Source organism: Psychrobacter sp. ASPA161_6 (assembly GCF_051970285.1).
Taxonomy (GTDB): Bacteria; Pseudomonadota; Gammaproteobacteria; order Pseudomonadales; family Moraxellaceae; genus Psychrobacter; species Psychrobacter glaciei.
Genome location: NZ_JBEFNJ010000004.1, coordinates 291,596 through 310,692, shown reverse-complemented (window position 1 = coordinate 310,692; position 19,097 = coordinate 291,596). Strand labels below are relative to the sequence as shown.

Genomic DNA, 19,097 nt, shown 5'->3' with positions numbered 1-19,097 from the left:
TTAGTTTGAAATTTTTTTTCATGATACCATAGCCAGGTTAAGCGCATCACCTCAATCAACGCCGTAGAGGTTTTTCTTACAGTGAATTAGCGTCATATAAGATGGTAGATTTTGGTTTATTAGCATGATAATCGATAGATTATTGTCCTAATGATATTCAGCCTTGAACCATTAATCGAACTCCTTTCACTACTAACAAGAAGAAGGCACTAATGCCGCTTAACTGTTCGTTGTTGCCTTTATATTGTTAACGTAGCCCGTTTAACACTCGAACGACCTACTTAAACGTTTCCAGCTTATGCTGGATTTGCTCGTTTTACGATGGCGCCGTTTGGTCTTTTGATTATTGCTGTGAGTCACAGTCAATAATTCCTATTAAATATGGTAGGGTTATAGACAGTGAACCAGAGCGCTCAGTTTTCCTCATGGACCATTTATCATGGTTTTTAGACGATAGTGATGGAGTTGGTATGAACCCAGTAGAGCAGTTTACCCCGAAAGAGCCGATTTTATTTAATCCTGTCGATATGCTATCGCCAGACTATATTGACCTGTCTGCAGATGAGCTGTATGCACGCATCTCACCGTTATATAGTGTTGATGAGCAGCGCTGGTTGTCTGACTTATTGCCACTTGCCAAACCGAGTGACGAAGAGCGTGAAGCTGCGAGTGACCAGACGCGCCAGCTGGTTGAGTATGTGCGTAATGATGGCAAAGCGATCAAAATGGTCGATTCATTATTACTTGAATACAGCCTTGATACGCAAGAAGGTATTTTGCTGATGAGTCTGGCTGAAGCCTTGATTCGGGTGCCAGACAATTATACGGCTGATGCGCTGATTCGTGACAAAATGAGTGTGGCGGATTGGAAAAAGCATTTAAAAGATGACAATGGTTTTATGGTCAATGCCTCGACGTGGGGCATGATGATGACCGGCCGTGTCGTCAGTATCGACAACGGCACGACTGCCTCAGGGTTTTTGGATCGAATGACCAAAAGAATGGGCGAGCCAATGATTCGGGCGGCGATGCAAAAAGCCATGCGTATTATGGGGCATCAGTTTGTCCTTGGTGAGACGATTGAAGACGCCAACAAAAACAGTCAGCCGTATCGCAATAAAGGCTATACCTATTCGTTCGATATGCTGGGTGAAGCGGCGATTACCCATAGAGACGCTGAAAAATACTTTAATGACTATTTGCATGCGATCAAAGCGACTGCCAATGTCAAAGTTCAAGAGGGTATGCCAAAGCCGTCTGTTTCTATCAAGCTGTCTGCACTGCATCCACGCTATGAAGCCACGCAAGAAGCTCAGGTGTTGGGATTATTGCGTCAGCGTTGCTTATTGCTGATCGAAGCGGCACGCGAAGTGGATGTGGATTTGAGCATCGATGCCGAAGAAGCCGATCGCCTTGAGATATCTCTAAAGCTGTTTGAGTCGCTCTATCGTGATTCGCTAACCGCTGGTTGGGATGGATTGGGCATAGTGGTGCAAGGCTACTCTAAGCGCGCCATTGCTATTTTTGCTTGGCTTGCACGCTTGGCAAAAGAAGTTGGCGATCGTATCCCGTTACGTTTGGTTAAGGGCGCTTATTGGGATACAGAGATTAAACTTGCCCAACAAAAAGGCTTGTCAGGATATCCCGTTTGGACGCGTAAAGAAGGCACGGACACCGCTTATTTAGCCTGTGCGCGCTTCTTGTTGTCTGAGCATCTGCGCGGACTTATTTGGCCACAATTTGCGACCCATAATGCTCATACGTTGGCATCAGTGATGACCATGAGTGCGCATAGAGATTTTGAATTTCAGCGTTTGCATGGCATGGGTGATGCGCTTTATGACCATATCTTACAAACATACAAGATCCCTGTTCGTATTTATGCCCCAGTTGGTGCGCACAAAGACTTACTGCCATATCTAGTACGTCGTTTACTTGAAAATGGTGCAAATAGCTCATTTGTGCATCAGTTATTAGATAAGTCTTATCCGATTGATAAGCTGACGGTGCACCCGTATGACAAGCTAGTAGCGAATGATACGTTAAACAATCCAGAGATTCCGTTGCCTTTAGAGATTTATGGCGATCGCCGTGCCAGCTTTGGTCCCAATATATTTGTAGAGTCGCAGTGGCTATTATTCAAAGCCGCGATTGACAGTCATTTAACAAAGACATGGTCAGCGTCTCCTATCATCAATGGGCAAGCAATTCATGACTCTTCAGTGGATGGTAAAGCTCAAAAGCTTGATAGTCATACAGTGCGTGCGCCGTGGAATCATGAAGTTATCGCAGGCGACGTACAATACGCCAATGCAGAGTTGGCGCGTCAAGCCATTGATGCCGCAGTAGCTGGACAAAGCGCGTGGCAAGCAGTGCCAGCGGCAAAACGTGCGGCAATATTGCGCAAAACCGCTGATCTCTACGAAGAAAACTATGCTGAACTAATGGCCTTGTGCCAAGTTGAAGCTGGCAAGACCATGCAAGACAGTATTGATGAGATCAAAGAAGCCGTTGATTTCTGCCGTTTTTATGCGGATGAAGCGGAACGCTTAGACGCAAAAGCGCATGAGTTTACTGACCTATCTGGCAAGCAGTCGCGTCAAGTGTATAAAGCGCGCGGCACCTTTGTATGCATTAGCCCTTGGAACTTCCCATTGGCTATTTATACCGGTCAGATTGTGGCAGCACTTGCCGCCGGTAATACCGTTGTCGCAAAACCTGCTGAGCAAACCAGTTTAATCGCGCATTTCGGTGCGCAGCTGATGTATCAAGCTGGGGTGCCAGTCGAGGCGCTACAGTTTGTCACTGGAGCAGGTGAAGTGGGTGGGGCATTAACCGCCGCTGACAATTTATCTGGTGTCATCTTTACTGGTTCGACCCAAACAGCGCAACGTATCAATCAAAGTCTAAATGATCATGCGCAAGCCAGCGGGGAGTTGCCCGTGTTTATCGCTGAGACAGGTGGTCAGAACGCCATGATTGTCGATTCAACAGCCTTGCCTGAACAAGTGGTCAGAGATGCCGTACTGTCTGCCTTTGGTTCGGCAGGTCAGCGTTGTTCAGCTTGTCGCATACTCTGTGTACAAGAAGAAGTGGCTGATGAGTTGATCGAGCTACTGCAAGGCAATATGGCTGAACTAGTCGTGGGTAACCCGCTGTATGCAGCTACCGATGTCGGCCCAGTCATTGATAATGATGCCAAGCAAGGTCTTGAGGCGCATATCGAACGCATGGTCGCTGAGCCAACGGCGAATATCTTGGCGCAGACACCGATGAGTGCCAGCTCGGTTGTCAGTCAAGAGCAGTCTACCTTTGTGTTACCAACCGCGATTGAAGTCAAAAGTATCGACGTGATTGGTGGTGAGCACTTTGGCCCGATATTACATGTGCTACGTTATCAAGCCCGTGATTTAAACAAGCTTATCGATGCTATCAATGCTACTGGCTTTGGCTTAACGCTAGGTATTCACAGCCGTATTGAAAATATTGTTGAGCATATTGAACGTCGTGCCTTTGTCGGTAATACCTATGTCAACCGTAACCAAATCGGTGCGGTCGTAAACGTACAGCCGTTCGGTGGCTGTGGTCTATCGGGTACGGGTCCAAAAGCGGGTGGTCCACATTACGTTGCCCGTCTCATGCAACTAAGCTCTGAGTCAGTCGCTACTGAGCAAACAAGTGCTACTGAGCAAAACACTGCTACCAATACTAAAACTGAATCACTTACTCAACCAGAAATCGCATAAGGAGCAGCAACATGGCGACTGAATTTAAAAAAAATCATGCCCAGGTTTGTGAAGCTTGGCGATTACTTGGCGCAGTCAATCGTGCAACGTATCTACAAGCAGCCATCCCAAAACTGGCGCTGCTGACTGGTGATGTCAACAAGGCAAAGCGTCTATTCCATCACTTATTGAGCGCCGCGCCCAGTCTGGATGAAGTACAGCGTATGACAGGTGCAACGGGTGAGTCCAACGACTTATATGTCACTGGTCGTGGTAAGACGATGGTTATCGGCGGTGAGTCTGCGCGTGCAATGGCAGTACTTGGACAGCTAATCGCTGCATTATTGACGGGCAATGAAGTGATATTGCATTGTCCTAGTCAGGCCGAGATGTGTGATGAAGCAGCAAAAGTGCTTTATGATACTGGCATTAGCGATGATGTATTGAGTGTGGCTAATGATTCGCAAACGATCACGCTGTTATACATTGACCGTCTCGCGCAAGTTGCTGTTGCAGGTAATAACAGCGAAATACAGACAATCAGTCAAGAGCTTGCCAATACGGATGGTATTTTGACGCAAGTAATTGCTGTGACCGATATGGAAGGCATGTCAGAGATGCTAACGCCTGATTACCTTCATCGCTTTGTCACTGAGCGAGTAAGAACGATTAATACCACTGCTATTGGTGGTAATGCGAGCTTGCTTGAGCTTGGTACTTAGCCAAGGATTTAAGTAACGTCTGATGTCACAATAAAGACTCTAACTTAAAAAGTAATATGTATAAAAAAACCGATATCTGAATCAATCAGGTATCGGTTTTCTTATGTCTAGATAAGCCAATTAAGTGCAACTTTATGCAAAGTTATTCAGCCGCGTCGATCCACACCCAGCCGTTCTCTAGCCATTCGCTCAAATCATCTGCATCAATATCCGTCACATCTTGGCTATTTAGGTGTTCGCCATTGGCCAAGCGCACCAATACAGCGATTGCTGCCTCGTCAAGCCCATCAATGCGCTGGCCATTGGCATATAGCGTAATGCCCTCACTAGTCCGGCTATAGAGTAAACGATTGCTATAGTCCGCTTGCAACGTGGCACCTTCTGCTAGAGCTTGTATCAGCTCATCCGTATCCAGTGTCTCTTCTGGCATCAGTGCATCATACTGGCGCTTGCTGACGACTTCAGACACTGCTTGGCGAATGATATCATCACCACGCTCAGACTGTAGCATTTGTAATAGCTGATCTTTGATGGCATTAATGCTGCTCGCTTGCAATTCACCTGATGCTTGCAGCGCTTGTGGCAACAGCATTGGGACAAATAAGTCGCTATCGTTGGTAGCGATATCAGCCAAGCTATCGATGATTTGCATCAAATTTGGACGACGACAGCCAAAAGAGAAAGTCAGGCAATCATCTTGTGCGACACCAAAATGCGATAGTTTCGGCGGCACATAAAGCACGTCACCAGCTTCTAGTATTTCATCAAATATAATCTCGCCCATATCGTCAAACAATCGAATCGGCTCATCGGCGACGAACTCAGTGTTTTTATCACAGAATTTACCCAGCTGCCAACGTCTAGACCCAAATCCTTGCGCTAAAAATACATCATAATCGTCATAATGTTTGCCGACTGAACCACCTTTTGGCGCATAAGAAACCATGATGTCATCACGTTGCCACTGAGGTATAAAGTCAAAGGCTTGCCACAATTGACCAAGTTCTGGTGACCACTGTTCCATGTTCTGCACCAATACGGTCCATTGATCTGGTAATTTATTAAAATCAGCTTCAGCCAATGGGCTTTTTTTGAGTTGCCATTGCGCTTGGCCTTCTTTTTTACTGGCTGCTTGGGTCAGCAGACGCGCGCTGGCATCTTCTTCAAGGGCTAGACCAAGCATGTCATCAGGTTCAAACATATCGATTAGCTGTGGCAAACCTTGCTTGATAAGCAAGGGTTTTTTTTGCCAATACTCGCTCAAAAATTGCTCAGGAGTAATGGCGTCGGGCAAACAAAGGGGAATTGAGGTCATTGATAAGTCCATATCTGAAAATGGGTATAAGATTAATCGTGAGGAGTACTTTATAGGAAGGTTTTAATAGTTTATGATTATCGCTTATCTGATAACCAGTCTTATTGACATTAATTGCTACTTGTTAATGGTCAATATCAGAGCATCCCATCAATCGTAGGAAGTTTATGAAAAAATTACATTTTATCGTCATTATCGCTAGTATTTTTTTACTACAAGCCTGTGTACACAAGATAGTAACCGTACCAGCTAAAATCGCTTATAAAACCACTAAAGGTGTGGTTAAAGGTACCGTCGCTGTGGGTAAAGCCATCATACCGGGCGACAGTGATGACGACAAAAAAGATGATTAATTTATTATTCGGCTGTTGTTTCCGGCTACTTGATCACGACATTATCGTGGCGAGTTTGAAATAGAGTAATCACCGCAGCAATCAGCCCACCGAGTAGCGCTAATGCCATGTCTTTGTGGGCATCCCAACTATCACCTTGCTGACCATTGTAAGCTTCTGCCGCTTCTGGCGATAAAGTCGCTGCAATTCCCCATTCTAATAGCTCGTAAAGCAGGCTTGATGACATATTAATCATGAGTGCAATGGCTATTAAAAGTTTGATGGATGATATCCTAAAGATAAATTTTGAGCTCTCAACCATCGCACTGAACAGTAAAAGCCCATAGCTAAAATGTACGAGCCTGTCATACATATTACGCTGCCAACCAAACAAGTCGTTTAAGCTGACACCAAATATGAGCTGTGTCCAATCATCATAGGGCACATATGAGTATAGATAACGTGCACCGATAATATGAATGAATAGAAATAGTGAAGCGAGGACATAGGAGCGTGAGCTAATATGCCAATAGCGATAGGCTAGCAGCATAAACCCTAAAAAAATCAAGGTACCCAACTGATGTAGTAGGTAGCTTGACCATTCTAGAGGCTCAATACTTGCCAGCACCATTACGATGAATACCGCCATAGTACTGACAACTACAGATTTAAAGTTTCGCTGCATGTTGCCCGCTTATTTTTTGCTAGCTGTTAATAGCAGCCAACTAAAGCTTGGCAATCCAATCTTTAATCGTGCGGGCTTGCTCAGTGGCATTACCAATATAGGTGGCAGGTGTCATGTCACGTAGGCGCGCTTTATCCGCATCGCTAACGGCAGACAACTCATCACTTTCAACAAACGTGAGCATGGCTTCGCGAGTCATGGCGTTACCACGGGTCAATGCTTTAAGCTTCTCATATGGGTTTTCCACGCGGTAGCGACGCATCACGGTTTGAATCGGCTCAGCCAATACTTCTTGTGCATTGTTCAAGTCGTCATTTAAACGCTGCGCATTTAATTCAAGTTTACCAACGCCTTTTAGACAAGCATCAAAAGCAATCATACTTTGAGCTAAACCAACACCGATATTACGCAGTACGGTTGAGTCTGATAAATCGCGTTGCATACGTGAGATAGGCAGTTTTTCGCCCAAATGTGCCAACATCGCATTGGCAACGCCCAAGTTGCCTTCTGAGTTTTCAAAATCAATCGGGTTGACTTTATGCGGCATGGTAGAAGAACCCACTTCGCCGTCTTTTAGACGCTGTTTGAAATAGCCTAAGCTGATATATTGCCAAATATCACGGTTAAAATCGATCAAAATGGTATTGAAGCGTCTTACTACATCAAACAACTCAGCGATGTAATCATGCGGCTCAATTTGCGTGGTGTAAGGATTAAAGGCTAGCTCTAAACGCTCATTAATAAATTGCTCAGCATGCGTTTGCCAATCAACATCAGGATAAGCTGAGAAGTGCGCATTGTAGTTACCAACCGCGCCATTGATTTTACCCAATAGCTCTACTTGTTTGATTTGTTTGATTTGACGGGCTAGGCGATAGGCCACGTTTGCCATTTCTTTACCAAGGGTTGTTGGGCTAGCGGTCTGACCATGGGTACGCGACAACATAGGTTGGTCTGCATGAGTAATAGCCAAATCAATGATGCTATCGGTCACTTGTTGCATCTTAGCAACCACTATCTCACGGCTGTCTTTGAGCATCAACGCATACGACAAGTTGTTAATATCTTCACTGGTACAGGCAAAGTGGATGAACTCAAGAGAATCAACCAAGGCGTCCTGACCACGGAATTTGTCTTTGATGAAGTACTCAACGGCTTTTACATCATGATTGGTCGTGGCTTCAATGTCTTTAATGGCTTGGGCATCTGCTTCACTAAAGTCATCAACGATTGCATTCAAAAAAGCATTGGTCTGGTCATCAAATGCTGCTAATTCACCAATTGCGCTGTTGTCAGCTAAAGACTGTAACCAGCGGATTTCAACTGTCACGCGAGCTTTGATTAGACCGAATTCAGACAAATAAGGACGTAAACTGTCAGCTTTTGATGCGTAACGGCCATCAATCGGGGAGAGTGCGGTAAGTGGGGTCATGGTTATGCCTTTGAGTTAACAGAAAGTGAATGAATGCCTACGACAGCAGGAATATTTTGGTGGCGCAATTATAGCAAAAACTCATAAGAAAAGTGAGTGTTTACCGTATTTCGCGCTTATTGTTGGGAATGAAAAAGGCCGGATTGAAGGAAAAATAAGGCACTGTTGATGTTGCCAAAGCAATAGTAGGGAAGCGCTATATATATTTTTATAAAAACCAATGATTTATGTTTGTAACAGTATTGTTTTTTAAATGTAATGGTGGTTTAATAAGCTGGTTTTAACAGTCAATAGTTTACTAAATGGAAATTACATCATGAATAAATTCGTTAGCGTTTTAGTGTTAGGCTCAGCATTGGCGCTTAGCGCTTGCGGTGGTGACAGTGATAGCAGTGGTAGTGATAACAATACGCCAGCCAAGCCAACGACCCCAACCAGTCCTACAGCTCCAGCTACTCCTACAAAGCCAACTACGCCGCCGATACTAACACCACCAACTACTCCAGCAGGAGCCTCTTCATGTAATACATCAAGTAATATTGTAGCTGGTAAAAGTAGTGGTAGCTGTACTTATGTGACTAGCAATTCTAATGCAACTATCACATGTTCTACTAGAGGTTTAGTAATAGACGGTAATATCGGCGGTTTCAATTCTACAAATACTACCTTTGTGAATAATAGTGCTAAAATCAATGGTGTCGAATTTAAGTGTCCTTAAGACCTAATGGCTTAACTTTATAAGTTTAGTTTTTTAAACTAAAATCAACGGTTTCTTAAATTAAAAGGTATTGTCTACATAAATAGTCAGTACCTTTTTTATATAAACCTTAAAGTAGAAAAATCCTCTTATGAAAGAAAAAACCCTATTTATATCATCAATAGTTATTGCTTTCGTTTTCGGGGTTTTAAGTACCTATCTGTTTATGACCAAGCAGCAGATGGATCAGGTTATGCTAGGCCGCCAGCAGGCAGCAACGTTATTGCAGGACGATACTGATTTAGGCTTTGGACAAGAAGAAAGCAAGCTACCAAAAGAGCTCCAAGCGCTTGAACATCAGAATGGTAACAACATGCCAGTGGCAGGAGAGAAGCCCATAAGCTCTATGCATGATTATTCACAAGAGCAAGCTTTAGATATCGTCAATAAAATGCCTGACTATATGCTAGGACAGTACATTGATCGGTTTATGTCACAAGGCGCAGGCGAGGCGCTCTCTGACAAACGTCAATTTGCCCAGCGTGCGGTTGAGGAGTTGTATAAAGAAAATGACAATCAACCACTCGTCGGTGAGGTTAAATTATCACTCACGCGCATCATGCCATCTCTATCAATGGATACGTCCACTATAGATAAAAATGCCACTTTGTTTGCGCACATGGATACGGCAGGCAAAGTACCTGCCAGTCCTTTTGTGTTTGTGAAGTGGGTCAATAACCAGACAGGGCAAGTGTTACTGTTTGAGAAAAAAGACATCGTGACCAATAGTAATCAAAATTGGGTCAGCTTTAAACCAGATGATGGTTGGCTGCAAGGCAGCTATGACATTCGCTTTTATCAGTTCACGTCAGAGCTACAGCCAATCGCACAGTTGACGTATCAGATATATAACGTCGAAGACAGTAAGCTAAGTACAAACAATAGCGGGGCAGTAACAGCGACCGCCCAAAACTAAGTTATATTATATTTAGAATCCACAAGGCGCATCAATCGTGGCAATCACGCCGCCACCTAGACATACTTCATTGATATAAAAAACGGCTGACTGACCTGGAGTGACGGCACGTTGAGGCTCGTCAAACACCACGCGGACATCGTTTCCGTCAGCACTTGTTGCAAATACATGACACGCTTGGTCTGGCTGACGATAGCGAGACTTTGCCATACAGAGTAGACCTTCTGTCGTAAACACTTCTGCAGGTGGCAGGCCGTCGACCCAATCCATTTTATAAGCCGTCAGCTCATTGCTAAGCATCATTGGATGTTCATGCCCTTGACCGACGATCAAACGGTTTTTGCCCAAATCTTTTGCCAATACAAACCAAGGTGCCTCTACGCGGTCTTTGACACCGCCAATACCGATACCGCCGCGCTGCCCCAAGGTGTAATACATCAAGCCATCATGAGTGCCGATAGTATGCCCATCGTCAGTCACGATATCGCCTTTTTGGGCAGGCAAGTACTGCTGTAAAAAGTCTTTGAAACGGCGCTCACCAATAAAGCAGATACCCGTAGAGTCTTTCTTTTTGGCCGTCGCTAAGTCATGCTCTTCTGCAATCTGACGTACGACAGGTTTTTCGAGCTCACCGACTGGGAATAATGTCTTGGCAATTTTGTCGCCACCGACAGCATGTAAAAAGTAGCTTTGATCTTTATTGTTATCTAGACCACGTAAGAGCTGAGCAACTTCATCACCATTGGCGTTGGTGTAATTCATACTGCGCCGAGTATAGTGACCAGTAGCGATGTAGTCAGCACCAAGGGTCAAGGCATAGTCTAAGAATGCTTTAAATTTAATTTCTTTATTACACAAGATATCAGGGTTTGGGGTGCGTCCCGCTTTATATTCCGCCAAAAAATGCTCAAAAACACGATCCCAATATTCCATGGCAAAATTGGCCGTGTGCAGCTTCATACCGATTTTGTCACAGACGGCTTGCGCGTCTGCCAAATCATCCATCGCCGTACAGTATTCGGTGCCATCATCTTCTTCCCAGTTCTTCATAAACAGGCCTTCGACCTTAAAGCCTGCTTGCTGAAGCAAGACGGCCGATACGGAAGAGTCGACCCCGCCTGACATACCGACAATCACATGCTTGCTGCTAGGATTATCGATATCGGCAAGCGTTAAAGTACGCTGGGCGTTAAAAGAATCAGAAACGGGTATGCTTGAAGTGTTTGGCATGACTGACATAGAGCGGCTCAACTTTTTATACCTTATCCAAATTTGAACGACTACTGAAATTAATGTAACCCCTAGGGTTAACAGGCTTAGCGATTTGATAATCTCAGCTTATCTTTTGGACTTATCTCTTAGACTGGGTATTATGATAAAATAAGCGTCATATTATACCAGTTAATTAAAACTGGTGGCGAGCTAAGCGGTCTTACCGTCAGAAAATAGCTTTAAAAATTCAGATAGTGGTTTTCAATTATTTTAATCACGCTCAATTTGGAATAATAATGATAAAAATTGGTCAAGGTATCGACGTTCATGCTTTTCATAATAATGGTCAGCAGCAGCAATATGTCATCTTAGCGGGCGTGCCCATTGAGCATACCCACAGTTTGCTTGCGCATTCTGACGGTGATGTGGTGTTACATGCGCTTGCTGATGCACTGCTTGGTGCACTGGCGCTTGGTGACATCGGTCAACATTTTCCTGATACCGATGCGGCGCATGCAGGCTTGGATTCACGAGTCTTGCTACGTTATGTCTATGGTAAAGTACAAGAAGCAGGGTATCGGCTAGGCAATGCTGATATTACTGTGATGTGCGAACGTCCAAAGCTGGCGCCGCACAGTCAAGCCATGCGTGACAATATCGCCAGTGATTTACATACTGATATTGGAAATATCAGCGTTAAGGCTACCACCACTGAAAAACTAGGCTTTACCGGTCGGCAAGAAGGCATCATGGCTAATGCCGTGGTATTATTAGTTCCTGCCATCTAACCTAACGTCATCGAACCTAGCTAGAGAGCGATTGACTAAAAGAATGATTGGCTGAACCGATATGTAGATTTTGCTTGTAATACTATGACAATTGCCCCATATCTTCATATAATTATTTTGTTATATAAATAACCGTTTTAATGAACCGCTTTATCAATAGGAGCTTTTATGAGTGAACAAACCCCAAATACTGCTGCAAACGATGTTGAACAATTGATCCGTGATCAAATCAAAGATAATAAAGTTATCTTATACATGAAAGGCACGCCGCAATTTCCACAATGTGGCTTTTCTGCTAAATCGATTGAGGTTCTTACTCAGATCGGTCGTCCGTTTGCCTTTGTAAATATTTTAGAAAACCCAGAAATTCGTGCAACGTTGCCAAAAGTTGCCAATTGGCCAACGTTCCCTCAGTTATGGATTGATGGCGAGTTGATGGGCGGATCAGATATCATTTTGCAGATGTATCAATCAGGTGAGCTTAAGCCGTTGGTTGAAGCAAACAGCCCTGCTGCCTAATATTTAAGCGCTTTTATTGGACTGTGTTAATGTCTAAATAATCGTCGCATAATCATGAAGCACAGCGAATCCGAGTAGCCTCTCTTAACAGATTGGACTGGCTGCTCGGGTTTTTTATTGTCTATGCAATTGATTGTTTTTATAGGTTTTAACCCCATATAGTGTTCAAGATAAACCCAGTTTACATAACAAGAGAGCCTTATGAATACTAAATCAAATAATAATGAACTCACTGAACCACAAGCTGCTGATCAAGAAAATGACCAAAAAGATAAGCAGCAAGAAGCCGCCGAGCAAGCTGCGATTGAAAAGCGCCGTGACTACTTAAAAAGTGAATCGACACGCATTACAGAAATTGCAGGTAACGAGCCAAATTCAGCACTCAAATGTATTCATCAGCTCAGTGTGGCGGGCGGTGCAACTGAAGGCACTTATATTGCTATCGAACAACGTGTCGTTGCGGATCAAGATACGGCAGGTGCTTACCATTTAGCTTTGCTGGCACAAAACACGCCAGATCTACCGATTGACGCGCGCCAGCTTATTGAGCTGGTTGTCAATAAAGGTGATAACGATCAGCGCTTGGCACTACTTAAGAACTTGCCATTGCCGCCAGTAGATATGATTAAAGAACAGATTTTAGCCAGTGACGATGGTGATGCCATTGGTTTGATGAATGCCTATTTACAGATCAATCCAGAGGGTTATGGTAGCCATCATATGCTGGGTAGTGGTCAGGCAGATCGTATTGTACCGCTGAGTCCTGGTAACAGCTTAGACCTGAAGTAATCATGCTAATTTAGCATTTGCGAGAAAGTGCTCATGGGTTAAAGGGTACTGCGAAAGCTTAATTTCAATAGTTTTTGCAGTAACGTTTTTTAAGCATCAAAAAATTGTTATAATGACCAGTTATCTATTCAGCTCCTTTTGTTTCTAAAGGTTTTTGGCGATTTACCTTATCCGTTCTTAAAATACGATTGACGCCTATTCATCACGCGACAAGTTATGGTTAATAATCCATAACTTGTCGCCAGAAATATCGTCATTCAAGCGAGGCATGCATGCAATATCCAAAACATTACGACGTGGTAGTTATCGGTGGCGGTCATGCCGGTACGGAAGCTGCCTTGGCAGCCGCACGTATGGGCGCGCAGACCTTGCTGTTGACGCATAATATTGAGACGTTGGGGCAGATGAGCTGTAATCCAGCGATTGGCGGAATTGGTAAATCACACTTGGTACGTGAGATTGATGCGTTGGGCGGTGCCATGGCGCTAGCAACTGATAAAGCGGGTATTCAGTTTCGCGTATTGAACAGCCGTAAAGGTGCTGCCGTACGCGCGACACGTGCGCAAGCGGATCGTATTTTGTACAAAGCTGCCATCCGTCATACATTAGAGAACCAGCCCAACCTAGATTTATTTCAGCAAGGCGCTGATGATATTTTGGTAGAAAATGGTCGCGCAACGGCGGTTGTCAGCTCGACAGGCATTATCTTTAAGACTGAAACAGTGGTTTTGACTTCAGGCACCTTCCTAGGCGGTGTTATTCACATCGGACTTGAAAACTCTAAAGGTGGACGCGCAGGAGATCAACCGTCTATCAAGCTGGCTGACCGTTTACGTGAATTAAAATTGCCAGTAGGTCGTCTAAAGACAGGTACGCCAGCGCGTATTGATGCTCGTAGCGTCGACTTTAGTGTGATGACGGTACAACCCGGTGATACACCGTTGCCAGTGATGAGTTATATGGGTGATGTGTCTATGCATCCAGAGCAGGTCAACTGCTATATCACGCATACCAACGCGCGCACCCATGACATTATCCGTGAGAATTTAGACCGCTCACCGATGTTCTCTGGCAAAATCGAAGGCGTGGGTCCACGTTATTGTCCATCGATTGAAGACAAAATCCATCGTTTTGCGGATAAAGACAGCCATCAGATATTTATTGAGCCAGAAGGTCTGACCACGCACGAGCTATATCCAAATGGTATCTCGACCAGCTTGCCGTTTGATGTGCAGTTAGACTTTATTCATAGTATGAAAGGGTTAGAAAACGCGCATATTACTCGCCCAGGTTATGCGATTGAATATGATTACTTTGATCCACAAAACCTAAAGCCAACGCTTGAGACCAAGTCTATTGATCGTTTGTATTTCGCGGGTCAAATTAACGGAACGACTGGCTATGAAGAAGCGGGCGTGCAGGGTCTACTAGCAGGTACTAATGCGGCACTCGTCACCACTAATAATAGTGAGTTTGAGACGTGGACACCGCGCCGCGATGAAGCGTATCTTGGTGTGCTTGTTGATGATTTGATTACCCATGGTACGACTGAGCCATATCGTATGTTTACGAGCCGCGCAGAATATCGCCTGCTGCTACGTGAAGACAATGCAGATCAACGCTTAACTGAGACGGGTCGTAAGCTTGGCTTGGTAGATGATGTGCGCTGGCAGGCTTATCAAGAAAAAATGGAAGCGATTACGACAGAGACTTCACGTCTAAAAGACATGTGGGCAACACCTGCCAATGCGCTAGGCAAACAAGTCACTGAACAAACTGGTGAAGTGCTCTCTAAAGAATCGACAGCCTTTGATTTGCTTAAGCGTCCGCAGATTCACTTTGCTGATATTGCTGCTATTACAGACTCAAAAGTCGACACACAAGTGGGTGAGCAGATAGAGATTTCTGTCAAATACGCAGGTTATATCGATCGTCAGCAAGAAGACATCGATCAAATGAAGCGTCTAGAGAATACTGCACTGCCACTAGACTTTGATTACAGTGTGGTATCAGGATTATCAAATGAGATTGTGCAAAAGCTCACGCAAGTTCGTCCTGCTACGCTGGCTCAAGCTGGACGTGTGAGTGGCGTTACGCCTGCTGCCATACAGCTTTTGGCAATGACGGTTAAAAAACACAAAAAAGCGAAAGCGGCTTTGGGCTCTTAAACTTAGCACAATCACGCATATAGAGTACAAAAAAGCCCGTGATAATACGTTATCACGGGCTTTTATTTGTCAAAAATAAAGTTGCCATCAAAAGAAAACGACACAACCTTGTTTTACAGGCTACTTTGTCTCTATACTGGGTCAGAAAGTTTCATTATTACTTGTTAATTTATCTCGTTGATGTCCATATTATGATGGGCTTGTCATCGAATTGAGCCTATTTATGATTGATGCTATTGTCTTTGCCATTACTATTGTCCTGCCCAACCTTGCCTTAATGTGGTTGGGTTTTTTTATGCAAAGACGTGGTGAGGCGAGCCAGACATTTATTGACCAAGCATCGAGCTTTGTCTTTAATTACTGTTTGCCGTGTTTGCTTTTTTTTAGCGTTGTCGATAGTGATGTCGATTACAGCAAACAAATCACACTGATAGTAGCTGGTATTTTGGTGACATTTATTTTGTTTATTGGTGCAGAGATTTACGCCAAATATTTTGTGAGCAAACCGGCTGATCAAGGGGTGTTTGTACAAGGCATATTTCGGAGCAACATGGCCATTATTGGACTGGCAACGGTGGCTAATGCCTATGGGGAGCGGGGCTTAAGCATCGGCGCAGTCTATATGGGTGTGGTCACGATATTGTTTAATATCTTAGCGGTTATAACCCTCAGTCGCGTTTCTAAAAGTGTGGATGATACGTGGGTTAGTCGCAGTACCATGATTGTTAAAAAACTGTTTACCAATCCATTGATCATCGCATTGGTAGCGGCATTTGCTTATAAGGCGTTACCGCTACCACCTATTACGGGTGTGATTCATACGACTGGTGATTTACTCGCCGCGGTGGCATTGCCGTTAGCGTTGATTTGCGCCGGTGCCAGTATTGATTTGAAGTCAATGCTGCACCCTTCTGGATTGTCCATGCAGGCCAGTATCGGTCGTATTGTCATTGCGCCATTGATCGCCATCGCTATTGGATTGGGTTTTGGTCTATCAGGTGTGCATATGGGTGTATTGTTTTTGATGGCAGCCTCACCCACAGCTGCCGCCAGCTACGTGATGGCAAAAGCCATGGGTGGCAATGATGTGTTAGCCGCGAATATCTTAGCTTTTACCACCGTCGTAGGCATGTTTGGAATGGCGATTGGCGCGGCGACGTTGCGTGGTATAGGTCTTATTTGAACTATATCATCCTTAATTACATGGGAACCTAATTGACTCTAATTTAGTATTAATGAAATTTAGTCAGGTTTTTATTGAAATATTTAAATCTGTGATGTATTGTTACCTAAAATTACTATCTATAACAATATAAAGACACTATTGAGTCTAACTTCAGGTAACTAAATGCTATTTATTATATTAAAGAATTTAATTGCTGTTGCTTGTGTTTATGCCGCTTATAAAGTTTCCAAGAATTTCTTTGATGATAACCAAAAATTGTTGCGTATTATAGTTGCTTTTATACTGACGATCGTTTTTTTTGGTATTACGAATGGAATACTTAATTTAATAACGCCAAGCGTTAATGTTGAAAAGCAACTACAAAAAGAAAAGATATTTGTTACCTTGAAGCAAAAATATCCTAAAGAGTACCAGTCAATAGTTGAAGAGGTTAAGCTTGAATCAAAAATAAATAAACTTAATGAAAGTGAAGTTGTTTTATTTGCTGATCAACTATTAGCTCCTTTAGCCTTAAAGCTTGTTATCGATGCAAGTGATAACTCTCGTTATAAATTCACTAAATCCTATTCTCAAACAATCAGTCTGCTCAAAAATAAGGGTGGAACTTTATGCTACGACATGATGCATAATCAAGATGACATTACCCATGCTGAGATGAATATAGTAGATGAAGTGTTTACAGAAAGTGGTATGCAAGAGGCTGTTTTGACTATTATTAACGACAATAAAATAGGCAAAGCAGTCGCTTCTCAAAGAGATATGGATAAAATGGAGAAGAAAATATTTAAACAATTAATGAGAAAACATGGTGAAGATATAACGTTACTCATAAATCCGAAAAATGCTGTATCAGTTGAAGATAAACAAACAGTTTGTCAGATAGTTATTGATCTGTATGAGCTAATGAATGACCCTAATAGCAAAGTAAAAATGGCAGTACTACGACGAAATATGCAAAGTATGTCGCCCAGCATGACTAGCCTAAACACGAAAAATAGTAGTACAAAAATCGCTGCACCAGTGCTCACGCCAGAGCCAGAAATGGCGGCACCTGCATTTTAATTGATTATAAATTACGTATGACTATCTTTGCTTTTAATTAATTTTGTTGTGAATTTTGAAAATGCTGCTATTGTCTTGCCTGATAGATAAAGGCATTATAAGACGTACATGGGTATTGTATAAATGGATGTAAAAATAACTCTATAATAAATACAAATATAAGTTCATAAATTAAATAAGCAAGGAGCGTTCAAGTGCAATTATTAAATCAAGCGGTAGTGACCGAACATCTCAATATGCAAGCTGCGATTGAGGCGGTTGAAAGCTTATTAACTCAGCAAGCAGCACATCCTAATTGGGTTAAAGCACCTGAGCGCTTGGTTATTGAGACCTTTAGTGAAGATAGTAAGCACAGCTCAGGCTCGCATTTATCAATGCCAGCGACTATTTATGATGGTGACCAAGAGTACACCACGGTGAAGCTAGTCACCATTTGCCCTGATAATCCCAGTCGTAATATGCCAACGACCACCGCTATCATCACTGTCTCCAACAATGATACAGGTGAGATATTAGCGATTATGGATGGCATTTATATTACGCAAGTGCGTACGGCCGCCTTATCAGGTATCGCAACCAAATACATGGCAAAGTCTGATTGCCAAAGTGTGGCGGTTGTCGGTTGTGGCGGTATGGCTTATGAGCAGCTGCATGCTGTAATGACAGTGCGCCCTGATACTAAAAAAGTGTATTTATGGAACAGAAACAATGAAGGTGCTGAGCAATTTAAGACTAAATTTGCTCGTGATTATGCGCAATGGGACGTTGAGATTCAGGTTTGCAAGGAGATCGGTGAAGCTATCCGTGATGCCGATATTATCAACGTAGCAACTCGTGCAACCGAAGGCTTATTTAGCATCGAACAAATTAAATCTGATGCACATATCAATGCCGTTGGTGCTTATCAGCCCTCGATGAAAGAGATTAGCAATGATGTGGTAGCAGGTAGTAATATGGTCGTCGTGGATGATTTGGCTGGTAGTCGTCACGAGGCTGGCGATTTGATTCAAGCGCATAATGCTTCTGACTGCTCATGGACATGGGATGACCTTAGTGGCGATTTACAAGCACTGGTAACAGGCGAGCTAAAAGAAGATATGACTAAGTCTAAAAAAGGCATCACCCTATTTAAATCAGTAGGTGCCGCCAGTTTCGATGCGGCAGTCGCTCTGTATATTGCCAAGCAGGCTGTGCAAAAAAATATCGGCTCATCAGTTGATTGGTAATACTGTTTATCACAGAACAATTGGCAACAGTGCTATACCTTAATCAGCAATAAAAAAGCCCCCTTTTCAAATAAGAAAAGGGGGCTTTTGACATTAGCTTTAGTTATCTCTATCGCGCTTATCTTCACGGCGCTGTTTGCGTTTTGGACTGGTACGATACGTTAAATACCCACCAACGACCATAACAGCGATGAACGCTATAATGTACAAAAATATTGACGAACCAATAAAGGCAGACGGTTCCATAACCATAATCTCATTAA

The 19,097-nt window shown here is 43.5% G+C and carries 17 protein-coding genes; 12 read left to right on the top strand and 5 right to left on the bottom strand.

The window, feature by feature from the left end:
* Positions 1–470: 470 nt before the first annotated feature.
* Both putA and ACTQ9T_RS12305 read left to right on the top strand, forming a co-directional pair.
* Positions 471–3,746 carry a bifunctional proline dehydrogenase/L-glutamate gamma-semialdehyde dehydrogenase PutA gene (gene putA, locus ACTQ9T_RS12310; protein WP_440465314.1) on the top strand — a complete coding sequence of 1,092 codons (3,276 nt, stop codon included), beginning with the start codon at positions 471–473 and terminating at the stop codon, positions 3,744–3,746.
* An 11-nt stretch (positions 3,747–3,757) separates the two neighbouring features.
* Positions 3,758–4,447, top strand: a complete 690-nt coding sequence (locus ACTQ9T_RS12305; RefSeq protein WP_201588386.1) for a 1-pyrroline-5-carboxylate dehydrogenase — start codon at positions 3,758–3,760, stop codon at positions 4,445–4,447.
* A 142-nt stretch (positions 4,448–4,589) separates the two neighbouring features.
* On the opposite strand, the gene ACTQ9T_RS12300 is transcribed toward ACTQ9T_RS12305, so the two are convergent.
* On the bottom strand, positions 4,590–5,762 hold the full coding sequence (locus tag ACTQ9T_RS12300) for a JmjC domain-containing protein (RefSeq protein ID WP_440465253.1): 1,173 nt from the start codon (positions 5,760–5,762) through the stop codon (positions 4,590–4,592).
* 167 nt (positions 5,763–5,929) lie between these two features.
* Here ACTQ9T_RS12300 and ACTQ9T_RS12295 point away from each other — a divergent pair, with 167 nt between their 5' ends.
* Positions 5,930–6,115, top strand: coding sequence for an NF038104 family lipoprotein (locus tag ACTQ9T_RS12295; protein ID WP_010201200.1), 186 nt, complete (start codon positions 5,930–5,932; stop codon positions 6,113–6,115).
* Between the two features lie 25 nt (positions 6,116–6,140).
* Here ACTQ9T_RS12295 and ACTQ9T_RS12290 read toward each other — a convergent pair whose 3' ends face one another.
* A complete protein-coding gene (locus tag ACTQ9T_RS12290) occupies positions 6,141–6,779 on the bottom strand; it encodes a DUF2238 domain-containing protein (protein ID WP_440465252.1) in 639 nt (212 codons plus the stop codon).
* Between the two features lie 40 nt (positions 6,780–6,819).
* On the bottom strand, positions 6,820–8,211 hold the full coding sequence (purB, locus tag ACTQ9T_RS12285) for an adenylosuccinate lyase (RefSeq protein WP_440465251.1): 1,392 nt from the start codon (positions 8,209–8,211) through the stop codon (positions 6,820–6,822).
* 316 nt (positions 8,212–8,527) lie between these two features.
* On the opposite strand from purB, the gene ACTQ9T_RS12280 reads away from it, so the two are divergent.
* The gene (locus ACTQ9T_RS12280) at positions 8,528–8,929 is read left to right on the top strand and encodes a hypothetical protein (protein WP_440465250.1); all 402 of its coding nucleotides are present in this window, start codon (positions 8,528–8,530) and stop codon (positions 8,927–8,929) included.
* Positions 8,930–9,134: 205 nt separating this feature from the next.
* A complete protein-coding gene (locus ACTQ9T_RS12275) occupies positions 9,135–9,884 on the top strand; it encodes a hypothetical protein (protein ID WP_440465249.1) in 750 nt (249 codons plus the stop codon).
* Positions 9,885–9,896: 12 nt separating this feature from the next.
* Here ACTQ9T_RS12275 and mnmA read toward each other — a convergent pair whose 3' ends face one another.
* A complete protein-coding gene (gene mnmA / locus ACTQ9T_RS12270) occupies positions 9,897–11,114 on the bottom strand; it encodes a tRNA 2-thiouridine(34) synthase MnmA (protein ID WP_440465313.1) in 1,218 nt (405 codons plus the stop codon).
* Between the two features lie 278 nt (positions 11,115–11,392).
* Between mnmA and ispF the strand changes: the two genes are divergently transcribed.
* The 7 genes from ispF to ACTQ9T_RS12235 all read left to right on the top strand — a co-directional run bounded on the left by ispF (position 11,393) and on the right by ACTQ9T_RS12235 (position 18,834).
* Positions 11,393–11,884: a 2-C-methyl-D-erythritol 2,4-cyclodiphosphate synthase gene (gene ispF / locus ACTQ9T_RS12265; RefSeq protein WP_194619872.1), complete on the top strand. Its 492-nt coding sequence runs from the start codon at positions 11,393–11,395 to the stop codon at positions 11,882–11,884.
* A gap of 168 nt (positions 11,885–12,052) precedes the next feature.
* Positions 12,053–12,403: a Grx4 family monothiol glutaredoxin gene (grxD, locus tag ACTQ9T_RS12260; protein WP_010201219.1), complete on the top strand. Its 351-nt coding sequence runs from the start codon at positions 12,053–12,055 to the stop codon at positions 12,401–12,403.
* A gap of 201 nt (positions 12,404–12,604) precedes the next feature.
* Positions 12,605–13,192 (top strand): hypothetical protein, encoded by a 588-nt coding sequence (locus tag ACTQ9T_RS12255; protein ID WP_413190346.1) that lies wholly within the window; start codon positions 12,605–12,607, stop codon positions 13,190–13,192.
* A gap of 272 nt (positions 13,193–13,464) precedes the next feature.
* The gene (mnmG, locus tag ACTQ9T_RS12250) at positions 13,465–15,360 is read left to right on the top strand and encodes a tRNA uridine-5-carboxymethylaminomethyl(34) synthesis enzyme MnmG (protein WP_440465248.1); all 1,896 of its coding nucleotides are present in this window, start codon (positions 13,465–13,467) and stop codon (positions 15,358–15,360) included.
* Positions 15,361–15,583: 223 nt separating this feature from the next.
* Positions 15,584–16,543 carry an AEC family transporter gene (locus ACTQ9T_RS12245; protein ID WP_440465247.1) on the top strand — a complete coding sequence of 320 codons (960 nt, stop codon included), beginning with the start codon at positions 15,584–15,586 and terminating at the stop codon, positions 16,541–16,543.
* Positions 16,544–16,708: 165 nt separating this feature from the next.
* Positions 16,709–17,608: a hypothetical protein gene (locus ACTQ9T_RS12240; protein ID WP_440465246.1), complete on the top strand. Its 900-nt coding sequence runs from the start codon at positions 16,709–16,711 to the stop codon at positions 17,606–17,608.
* A 194-nt stretch (positions 17,609–17,802) separates the two neighbouring features.
* The gene (locus tag ACTQ9T_RS12235; protein ID WP_440465245.1) at positions 17,803–18,834 is read left to right on the top strand and encodes an ornithine cyclodeaminase family protein; all 1,032 of its coding nucleotides are present in this window, start codon (positions 17,803–17,805) and stop codon (positions 18,832–18,834) included.
* 99 nt (positions 18,835–18,933) lie between these two features.
* Here the strand turns inward: ACTQ9T_RS12235 and ACTQ9T_RS12230 are convergent, their stop codons facing one another.
* Entirely contained in the window at positions 18,934–19,080 is a 147-nt protein-coding gene (locus ACTQ9T_RS12230) for a hypothetical protein (RefSeq protein ID WP_189584903.1), read from the bottom strand.
* Positions 19,081–19,097 lie beyond the last annotated feature (17 nt).

Coding starts and splice junctions, on each gene's coding strand:
- putA (WP_440465314.1), top strand. CDS start 471: ATGAACCCAGTAGAGCAGTTTACCCCGAAAGAGCCGATTTTATTTAAT.
- ACTQ9T_RS12305 (WP_201588386.1), top strand. CDS start 3,758: ATGGCGACTGAATTTAAAAAAAATCATGCCCAGGTTTGTGAAGCTTGG.
- ACTQ9T_RS12300 (WP_440465253.1), bottom strand. CDS start 5,762: ATGACCTCAATTCCCCTTTGTTTGCCCGACGCCATTACTCCTGAGCAA.
- ACTQ9T_RS12295 (WP_010201200.1), top strand. CDS start 5,930: ATGAAAAAATTACATTTTATCGTCATTATCGCTAGTATTTTTTTACTA.
- ACTQ9T_RS12290 (WP_440465252.1), bottom strand. CDS start 6,779: ATGCAGCGAAACTTTAAATCTGTAGTTGTCAGTACTATGGCGGTATTC.
- purB (WP_440465251.1), bottom strand. CDS start 8,211: ATGACCCCACTTACCGCACTCTCCCCGATTGATGGCCGTTACGCATCA.
- ACTQ9T_RS12280 (WP_440465250.1), top strand. CDS start 8,528: ATGAATAAATTCGTTAGCGTTTTAGTGTTAGGCTCAGCATTGGCGCTT.
- ACTQ9T_RS12275 (WP_440465249.1), top strand. CDS start 9,135: ATGACCAAGCAGCAGATGGATCAGGTTATGCTAGGCCGCCAGCAGGCA.
- mnmA (WP_440465313.1), bottom strand. CDS start 11,114: ATGCCAAACACTTCAAGCATACCCGTTTCTGATTCTTTTAACGCCCAG.
- ispF (WP_194619872.1), top strand. CDS start 11,393: ATGATAAAAATTGGTCAAGGTATCGACGTTCATGCTTTTCATAATAAT.
- grxD (WP_010201219.1), top strand. CDS start 12,053: ATGAGTGAACAAACCCCAAATACTGCTGCAAACGATGTTGAACAATTG.
- ACTQ9T_RS12255 (WP_413190346.1), top strand. CDS start 12,605: ATGAATACTAAATCAAATAATAATGAACTCACTGAACCACAAGCTGCT.
- mnmG (WP_440465248.1), top strand. CDS start 13,465: ATGCAATATCCAAAACATTACGACGTGGTAGTTATCGGTGGCGGTCAT.
- ACTQ9T_RS12245 (WP_440465247.1), top strand. CDS start 15,584: ATGATTGATGCTATTGTCTTTGCCATTACTATTGTCCTGCCCAACCTT.
- ACTQ9T_RS12240 (WP_440465246.1), top strand. CDS start 16,709: ATGCTATTTATTATATTAAAGAATTTAATTGCTGTTGCTTGTGTTTAT.
- ACTQ9T_RS12230 (WP_189584903.1), bottom strand. CDS start 19,080: ATGGAACCGTCTGCCTTTATTGGTTCGTCAATATTTTTGTACATTATA.